8 protein-coding genes are annotated in these 7,922 nt (G+C 71.6%); 5 read left to right on the forward strand and 3 right to left on the reverse strand.

Annotation, left to right across the window (positions count from 1 at the left end):
- Positions 1-808, reverse strand: an 808-nt coding sequence (locus AB0F11_RS36755) for an FAD-dependent oxidoreductase (RefSeq protein ID WP_362183821.1), incomplete at its 3' end; no start/stop codon positions are given.
- Between the two features lie 22 nt (positions 809-830).
- Entirely contained in the window at positions 831-1,688 is an 858-nt protein-coding gene (locus AB0F11_RS36760; protein WP_362183824.1) for an alpha/beta fold hydrolase, read from the reverse strand.
- A gap of 80 nt (positions 1,689-1,768) precedes the next feature.
- Between AB0F11_RS36760 and AB0F11_RS36765 the strand changes: the two genes are divergently transcribed.
- The gene (locus tag AB0F11_RS36765) at positions 1,769-2,611 is read left to right on the forward strand and encodes a helix-turn-helix domain-containing protein (RefSeq protein ID WP_362183827.1); all 843 of its coding nucleotides are present in this window, start codon (positions 1,769-1,771) and stop codon (positions 2,609-2,611) included.
- A 362-nt stretch (positions 2,612-2,973) separates the two neighbouring features.
- On the opposite strand, the gene AB0F11_RS36770 is transcribed toward AB0F11_RS36765, so the two are convergent.
- On the reverse strand, positions 2,974-3,210 hold the full coding sequence (locus AB0F11_RS36770; protein ID WP_362183830.1) for a hypothetical protein: 237 nt from the start codon (positions 3,208-3,210) through the stop codon (positions 2,974-2,976).
- On the opposite strand from AB0F11_RS36770, the gene AB0F11_RS36775 reads away from it, so the two are divergent.
- The 4 genes from AB0F11_RS36775 to AB0F11_RS36790 form a co-directional block, all read left to right on the forward strand.
- Positions 3,209-4,453 carry a YcaO-like family protein gene (locus tag AB0F11_RS36775; RefSeq protein ID WP_362183833.1) on the forward strand — a complete coding sequence of 415 codons (1,245 nt, stop codon included), beginning with the start codon at positions 3,209-3,211 and terminating at the stop codon, positions 4,451-4,453. The genes AB0F11_RS36770 and AB0F11_RS36775 overlap by 2 nt on opposite strands.
- A complete protein-coding gene (locus AB0F11_RS36780) occupies positions 4,450-5,664 on the forward strand; it encodes a YcaO-like family protein (protein ID WP_362183836.1) in 1,215 nt (404 codons plus the stop codon). The genes AB0F11_RS36775 and AB0F11_RS36780 overlap by 4 nt, the downstream gene beginning before the upstream one ends.
- A gap of 7 nt (positions 5,665-5,671) precedes the next feature.
- The gene (locus AB0F11_RS36785; RefSeq protein ID WP_362183839.1) at positions 5,672-7,030 is read left to right on the forward strand and encodes a TfuA-like protein; all 1,359 of its coding nucleotides are present in this window, start codon (positions 5,672-5,674) and stop codon (positions 7,028-7,030) included.
- Positions 7,027-7,922: cupin domain-containing protein (locus AB0F11_RS36790; RefSeq protein WP_362183842.1), on the forward strand; the 896-nt coding region annotated here is incomplete at its 3' end. The genes AB0F11_RS36785 and AB0F11_RS36790, both read left to right, overlap by 4 nt.

A 7,922-nucleotide genomic window follows, 5' to 3' on the forward strand; every position in this document is an offset into this window, starting at 1 on the left:
GGGTGACCGAGTCGTAGTACCAGGCCGGGGTGCGGTCGAGCTCGTCCAGCCAGCGGTCCACGTCGGGGTGCATACCGGCGAACGCACCGCGCACCAGCTCCTTCTGCCGGGGCACGTCGCGGTGGTGGCAGTCGAGCTCCCGCTCGCTGCGGAACAGGAACAACGCCCGCGCGTCGCCGAGGTGCCGCGCGCCGTACATGCCGGCGGTGCGGCCGACGCCGACGTGCATGCGGAGTTCGCGGTCGAGGCCCGAGAGGTTCGGCAGGGTCAGCACCCCGAGATGGGCCCCGATGAACGCGGTGAAGCGGGACTCCTCGCCGAAGACGAGGCGGCGCACGGTGGAGTGCAGCCCGTCCGCGCCGACGACGAGGTCGAAGCGGCGCGGCGGGGCGTTCTCGAACCGCACCTCGCCGTCCGGCGAGATCGCCGTGATCGAGTCGTCGAAGACGTATTCGACGTCCTTGCGTGCGGCGCCGTGGTAGATCCTGCTCAGGTCGTCGCGCATGATCTCGACGTGCCGGTCGGAGGCGGCGGCGAAGACCTTGGAAAGGTCCACCCGGACGGGACGCCGTGAGCCCTCCCGGTGGACGGCCATCCGGGTCGTGCCGGTGGCCCGCTCCTCGATGCGGGGGAGCACTCCCATCTTCTCCGAGACGTCCATCGCGGGCCGGAACAGGTCGACCGCGTGGCCGCCGGTCCTGCGCAGAGCGGGCGCGCGCTCCACGACGGTGACGCGGAAGCCGTGCCGGGTGAGCCAGTAGGCCAGGACCGGACCGGCGATGCCGGCGCCGGAGACGAGAATCCGCATGGCGCCCCTCCTTTCCTTTCGTTCAGTCCACCCGTACGGCGTGGATCGTGGTGAAGGCCAGCAGGCGGGCGGCGGTCCGCGGCGGGTCCTCGAGGATGGGCGAGTGCCCGAGACCGGGCAGCAGCTCGACCTCCGCGCCCGCAACGGCGCGGTAGGCGGAGGCGGATGAGGACCGCCATCGGCGGTCGTCCTCGCCGAAGACCACCAGCAGCGGCTTGCCGAGGACCGCCAGCCGATCCGGCAGCGCCCCCTGCTCCAGGTAGGAGCGGACGGCCTGCATCGTCGCGAGGAACGTGTGGTGGGTCATGCGGCGTACGTCGTCCAGGAGTTCCTCCGGGATCCGGTAGCCCGCGCGGCTGACCGCGGTGCTCGCGAACCGGCGTAGCTGCTCGTCGGTCGGCGGCCACTGCGAAGGGACGGCTGCGGCGGACTCCGGTGCGATGAAGGCGTCCAGGCCGGGGCCGGTGTTGATGAGCGCGAGCGCGGTCACCAGGTCGGGCCGCTCTGCGGCGAGGGCGGTGGCGACCGCGCCGCCGCTGGAATGGCCGGCCACCACGGCGTGTTCGACGCCGAGCCGGTCCAGTGCCGTGCCGGCCCGACGTGCCTGGTCGGGGACCGCGTAGCTGCGGTCGGCCGGTTTGGCCGACCGGCCGTGCCCGAGGAGGTCGATCCGGATGACGCGGTGGGATCCGGTCAGCAGCGGAACCATCGCCTTCCACGAGCGGGTCGAGGATGCGGACCCGTGGACGAGCAGGAGTGCGGGGGCGTCGCGGGGGCCGTCCTGGCACACGTGGATGTCGCCGTCGTCCAGCGACAGGAGGGAACCCTCGGTGGCCCCGGCGCGGCCGTTCATGTACGGGCCGCCGTCAGAAACAGTCATGAGCCCACTGTCTGCGCCGGTACGCCCCGTTGGATTGGACGAATGTTCCCGCCGGCCGGCTCACGGAGCATCATGGGGCGATGCAGACGTTCGCGCACGGCGCCGCCCTGTGGGACGTCGCGTCCCCGCGGCGGCCCAGCCCCGTGGCCGGTGTCACCATGGCCGGCTTCCGCGTCCCGGACCTGGATGCGCTCCGGATCGTCCCGCACCCGGCCGTGACGCTGCTGTTGGAGTTCGGCGAGGGTTCTCCCGTCCTTGACTGGGCCGCAGGGCGGCAGCAGCGGGGAAGCATGGTCGCCGGCCCCGGGCTCGGGTCCGCAGGCGCGGTCCGGGCGCGGGGAGAGAACGTCGAGTGCGTGCAGGTACGTCTCTCCCCGGTGATCGCACGCGCCGTTCTGGGCGCCTCTCCCGCCGAGCTCGACGGCGCCGTCGTACCGCTCGGCGATCTGTGGGGCCGGGAGGCGTCGCGGATCTGCGGGCAACTCGCCGATGCCCCCTCGTGGCAGGACCGCTTCGCACTGACGGACGCGCTGCTCGCCCGCCGGTACGAGGCGGGGCCGCCGGTGGACCCGGAGGTGGCCTGGGCCTGGCGCCGGATCGTCGTCAGCCGTGGCCTGGCCCGGGTCGACGGACTCGCGGCCGAGGTCGGGTGGAGCCGCAAGCGGCTGTGGTCGCGGTTCCGGTCGCAGCTCGGACTGCCGCCCAAGCGGGCCGTGATGCTGGTCCGCTTCGATCACGCCGCCCACCGCCTGGTCGCGGGTGAAGGCGCGGCCCGGGTCGCCGCCGACACCGGCTACGCGGACCAGTCCCACCTGCATCGGGACGTCATGGCGTTCACCGGGGCCACCCCGGCGACCGTGGCCGGCGAGCCGTTCCTCGCCGTTGACGACATCGCTTGGCCCGGCCGCGGAACACCCACGTGAGCTCCGTCCCGGGGCGGTCCCGAGGGCGGGGCGCTCAGGCCGGGAGGGCGGGGTCCGGCGCAGCGGGGACAGCAGCAGGGGAGTACGGCGCACAGCTCGTCCGCCGCGCCGGTCCACAGGACCGACCGGGCGCCGGCGTTACGCGCCGAGCAGACCGCCGTGGCGACGCCGTGGCCGCGCCCCTGGCCTGATCGGCGTGTCCGGACGGCCGGGTGACCAAGGTCAGCGGCTCGGCCAAACGGACATCAGTTGACTCCGGTAACTCCTCACTCCGCGCCCGATCTTCCCAGGCTTTTCGGGTGATTGATTTTCGGCCTTCATGGGGTCGTATTCTCCTCTATCGAATCCCTTGACGGTCGTATTCACGCCTGCTTAATGTTCCGTCCATCGACCGTCCGGTCGTCAAAACCATTGGCCGGAGGGGGGTGTTCAAGATGGCCGAGGAGATCTTCGAGGACGAGGTCCAGGAGCAGGATCACGTCTACATCGCCGACCACGTTCAGGCCGAGTAAGCCGAAGATGCGCGGCGGGGGAGGCGCGATGCGAGCGCCACCCCCGCCGCTGCAGTGTTGCTGCCGAGGGGACAGGTGGGTCGACATGGGTGCCGTAATCGGTGGCCGTTTGTCCGGGCTGGAACAGGACCGCGAAGAACCGTTCGGCGGCGTGGTGGCCGGACGGTATCGCGGCACTCACCGAGTGGCGCCGCCATATCGGACATGGAACCGGATTCAGCCCCTGCTTCCGCTGGCCGGGATCACCCGGCTCGTGGACCATTCCGACCTCGATCCCCTGGGAATTCCCGTTTTCGGTGCAGTGCGCCCCATGGCCCGTTGTACGCATGTCGCGCTGGGGAAGGGGGTGACGAAGGAGCTCTCCCGCATTTCGGCCGCGATGGAGGCCATGGAGGTCTGGCACGCCGAGTGGCCGACGTTGGAGCGGCTGCGCGCCGCCCGGCGCGACGTGCTGGGCGACGCCGCCGTCACCCCGGTCCACCTGCACGGACTGCGCGAGGGGCCCTGGGGGATCCCGGGAGACGGCGCCGTCATGGACTGGTTCACCGGCCGGCGCCTGGTGAGCGGAGAGCGTGTGCTGGTCCCGGCGCAGACCGTGGAACTGGCCAACCGGGCAGGGACGTTCGACGTGCCTCCCTTCTTCTCCGCGCGCACCAACGGACTCGCAAGCGGCAATACCCGGGAAGAGGCATTGCTGCACGCCCTCTTGGAACTGGCGGAGCGCGACTGTCTCGCCGATTATCTCGAGCGAGGGCCGAGAGGGCAGGTCGGAATCGAATCCATCACCGATCCCGAGTGTCGCGGCCTCATCGGCCGGTACCTCTCACAGGACTTCGAGGTAGCCGTCATCGATGTGACCAATGATCTCGACATCCCGGCCTTTGTGAGTTTCATCCGCGGCCCCGATAATCCATGGGTCTTCTGCGGTGCCGGATCCCATCTCAATCCGGCCGTGGCGCTTTCCAGGGCCCTGACGGAGGCGGCCCAATTGCGACTCGTGGTCGTGCTGGGGCTTCGGGAGGAAGTCGACGCCAGATTCGAGCGACGCAAGATCGTGGATCAGGTCCCCTTCTCCTCCGTACCACTGGGACCGCCGATCCGGTTCCCCGAGTCCGCCGCCGACGAGGACCGCCATCTGCGTTCCGATATCGATGCCGTCCTGGGATCCCTCTGGGAACGCCGGGATTGCGATCCGATCGTTCTGGATCTCACCAGGAAGGACATCGGACTGCCGGTGGTGAAGGTACTCGCCCAGGAGCTGAGGTACGGGGAGAACTTCTTCGCCCCGCGCATCAGCCTCCACCCGGGCCGCCGCGGAGGCCGCCCGTGAGTTCCGGCGTCGCAGCGCTCCCGGGAACATCCGGCACCCCGGCCGGCAAGGCGCACCGCGCCGGTACGCACCGTGCCGCGTCCCCGGAGGCCACGTGGGCCCGGCTGGTCCCGCTCCTCCCGCGCCTCGGCATCACACGCGTCGCGGACGTGACCGGCCTCGACGACCTCGGGGTGCCCACGGCGATGGCGGTGCGCCCGGCCTCCCACACCGTTGCCGTGAGCCAGGGCAAAGGAGCCACGCTGCTGCTGGCGAAGATCAGCGCCGCCATGGAGTCGACCGAAACCTGGCACGCGGAACGGCGTGTCCCGGCCGCCGTCCTGACCGCGCCGGCCTCCGCACTCTCCCTCGGCTACGACGTGACCGTCCTGCCGGACCGGCACGACACGCCCCTGACCACCGCCACGCCCCTGAGCTGGATCCCGGCCGCAGGGGTGATCACCGGCCGGACCGACCACGTGCCCCGGGACTACGTGCACATGGGCCTCGCCGCCTCGCCCCCTCCACCGCGGCGGATACGCGCCTTCACCGCCACCACCAACGGGCTGGCGGCCGGCAACAACCGCACCGAGGCCCTCGTCCACGGCCTGTACGAGCTGGTGGAACGCGACGCGATCGTCGACCTGAACCGGCTCCCGCCGGAGCAGCGGACCTACGTGGACCCGGCCTCGGTCACCGATCCGCTCTGCGCCGAGGTCATGGACCGGATCCTGGGCGGCGGCAGGACCTGGCTGGAGATCATCCACGTACCGGGCAGGCTCGGCATCCCCACCTTCGCCTGCTACGTCTGGTCCGAGACGCTCCCCGTCGTCATCGCCGGTGCGGGAACCCATCTGGACCCGGCCGTCGCCCTGCTGAGAGCCCTGACCGAAGCCGCCCAATCCCGCCTGACCGTGATCACCGGAACCCGGGACGACATCCCCGACCACGTGTACGCCGGCGGGATCGACCCGGTTCCGTGCCCCGTCACGCCCCCCTCCGCCCCGCGCATCGACCTCCGGTCGCTCCCCGACACCTCGGGCCCGTCCCTCGACGCCGACCTCGAAGCGATCTGCCTCCCCCTCATGCGCCTGTGCGGAGAGCCGCTGTTCGTGGATCTGCGCGACGACCGGATCGGGATCGACGTCGTCCGGGTCGTGGCACCGGGACTGCGCTTCGACCGCCGCCACCACCTGCATCGTCCGGTCAGCCCTGCCCGGAAGGAAAGGTAGACCCGCTGTGACCACCCACCTCTTCCTGGGCCCCACACTGCCCGCCGAGCGGGCCCTGGCCGCGCTCCCGGACGCGGTCCTCCACCCGCCCGTCCGCCACTTGGACGTGCTGCGCCTGGACCTGGAGCCGGGAGACACGGTCGCCGTCGTCGACGGGCTCTTCTTCCAGACCGCCGCGGTACGCCACAAGGAGCTCCTCTGGCTGCTCGACCACGGCATCGCGGTCGTCGGCTCGTCCAGCATGGGCGCCCTGCGGGCGGCCGAACTCGCACCCTACGGCATGCGCGGCATCGGCCAGGTCTTCGCCGGGTTCGCCTCCGGCCGGTACGACAGCGACGACGAGGTGGCCGTCGCGCACGGGGACGAGGACCTGGGATGGAGGCAGTTCAGCGACCCGCTGGTCAACATCAGGGCGGCAGCCCACCGGGCCCACCAGGCAGGTGTCCTCACCGAGCTGCAACAGCACGCGATCGTGTGCGAAGCACGTCAGACCTTCTTCCCCCGGCGCAGGCTGACCCGGATCGTCGAGAGCTGCCGTGCACAGGGAACCCTGGACGGTCCCGCTGCCGAGCGCATGCTCGCGTGGGCGGCGCGCGAACCCTGGGACGCCAAGGCCGAAGACGCCGTACAGCTCCTCGAAGCGCTGGCCCGGCGCGGCTGGCTGGTGCGGCAGCGCGACGGCGACGACCTTCCGATCGAGGGATACCCGCCGCTGATGTCGCAGTGGCTGGCGAAGACGCGGCCGATCCGTGTCGGCGGGCAGACGACCACCGACTGGTACGTGGAATCCCTGCTCAGGCTGTTCGCGCAGGACACCGTCGCAAGCGTGTACCGCGAGGGAATCCGCACCCTGGCAGCGGGCGGCGGCGACGACCGGGCGCAGGGCGCCGAGGCCGAAGCGGCGGCCGAGGCCTTGTGCCTGACCCGGGGAATCACCGCCGACGACGGCCCGGCTGCCGAAAGCCTGGGCCGCTACCTCGACGGCGACGAGCGCGCCACGCTGCCCCCGCAGAGGCAGCGCCTCCTGATGGCCGCCCGGGTCGCCGTGGGCAGTCTCCCGGCGCCACCCGCTCCCGAACCGCGGTTCCGGGACCACCCGGCCGCCGCGGTCGCCGTCGACGTGATGCGCTTCAATGCCGAGCTCGCGCGCAAGGGCGCCAAGTACCGGCCGAGCCATATCGCGGAGGCCACCATCGACCGCTACTTCACCGAAGCCTGGAAGGCCGACGACGACCTGGAAACACAGGTACGCCGCCGCGGCTTCCGTGATATCCACCACTTCCGGTCGTGCGCCCGCCATTTCCTGGCATTCGCCATCGCCCACGGCGTACCCGACGTTTCCTGGGACCAGGAGGCCACTGCATGACAACGCGCTCGGGTACCACGACGGACACGACTGCCGGCTGGCCGCGTCTGCTGCCGCCCGCAGAGTCGCTCAGGACCGCATGGGGCAAGCGGACCACGCTCCACCCGGGGCACGGCCGCGGATACCCGCCGCCGCTGACGGTCCGGGACGTACACGCCCTCCTCTGCGACGGACGGGCCCGCTTCCCCCAGGTGGTGCTGCTGAAGGACGGCTCTCCCGTCCCGCCGAAGACGTACACGGCCGCCAGGCGGATCATCGGCACCGACGTGCCCAACTTCCTGCGCCTGGAGAAGGTCGAGGCGCTCCTCGGTGACGGCGCCAGCCTCCAGCTGAACGACCTCCAGGAGTACTGGCCGCCGGCCCGGGAGCTGTGCAGGGCCCTGGCCGACCGCACCGGACTGGAGACGTCGGCGGTGGCCTTCCTCAGCCCGCCGGGCCGGGGAGCCTTCGTCCTCCACCAGGACCCCGTCCACGTCGTGGTCGTACAGGCGGCCGGAACCAAGCGCTGGGAGGTCTACGGCCCCTTCGAGGGCCAGGACTCCCCGGGTCCGGTCAGCGCCCCCGCCGGCGCCGTCCCCGAACACCGGATGACGCTGAGCGCCGGCGACCTCTGCTACATGCCCCCCGGCCGGCCGCACCGGGCGGAGAGCGAGGAGACCTGGTCGCTCCACGTCTCGATCACCTCCGTCCCCCGTACCGTGCGGAAGACCCTGCGCGCGCTCTTCGAGGAGACCATCGCCTCCGTCCCCGACGCGGAGCTGCCCGCCCTGTGGAGCGAGGGCGAGCCCGATCCGCTGCCCGATGCCGTGAAGGCCCTGGTCGCGGGAGTCGCCGACGCCGCCACGGGGGAGCGGTCGGCAGAGCGCGGGCCCGGCGCCGGCGCCGGCGCCGG

The organism is Streptomyces sp. NPDC032472 (genome assembly GCF_040636955.1).
GTDB lineage: Bacteria > Actinomycetota > Actinomycetes > Streptomycetales > Streptomycetaceae > Streptomyces.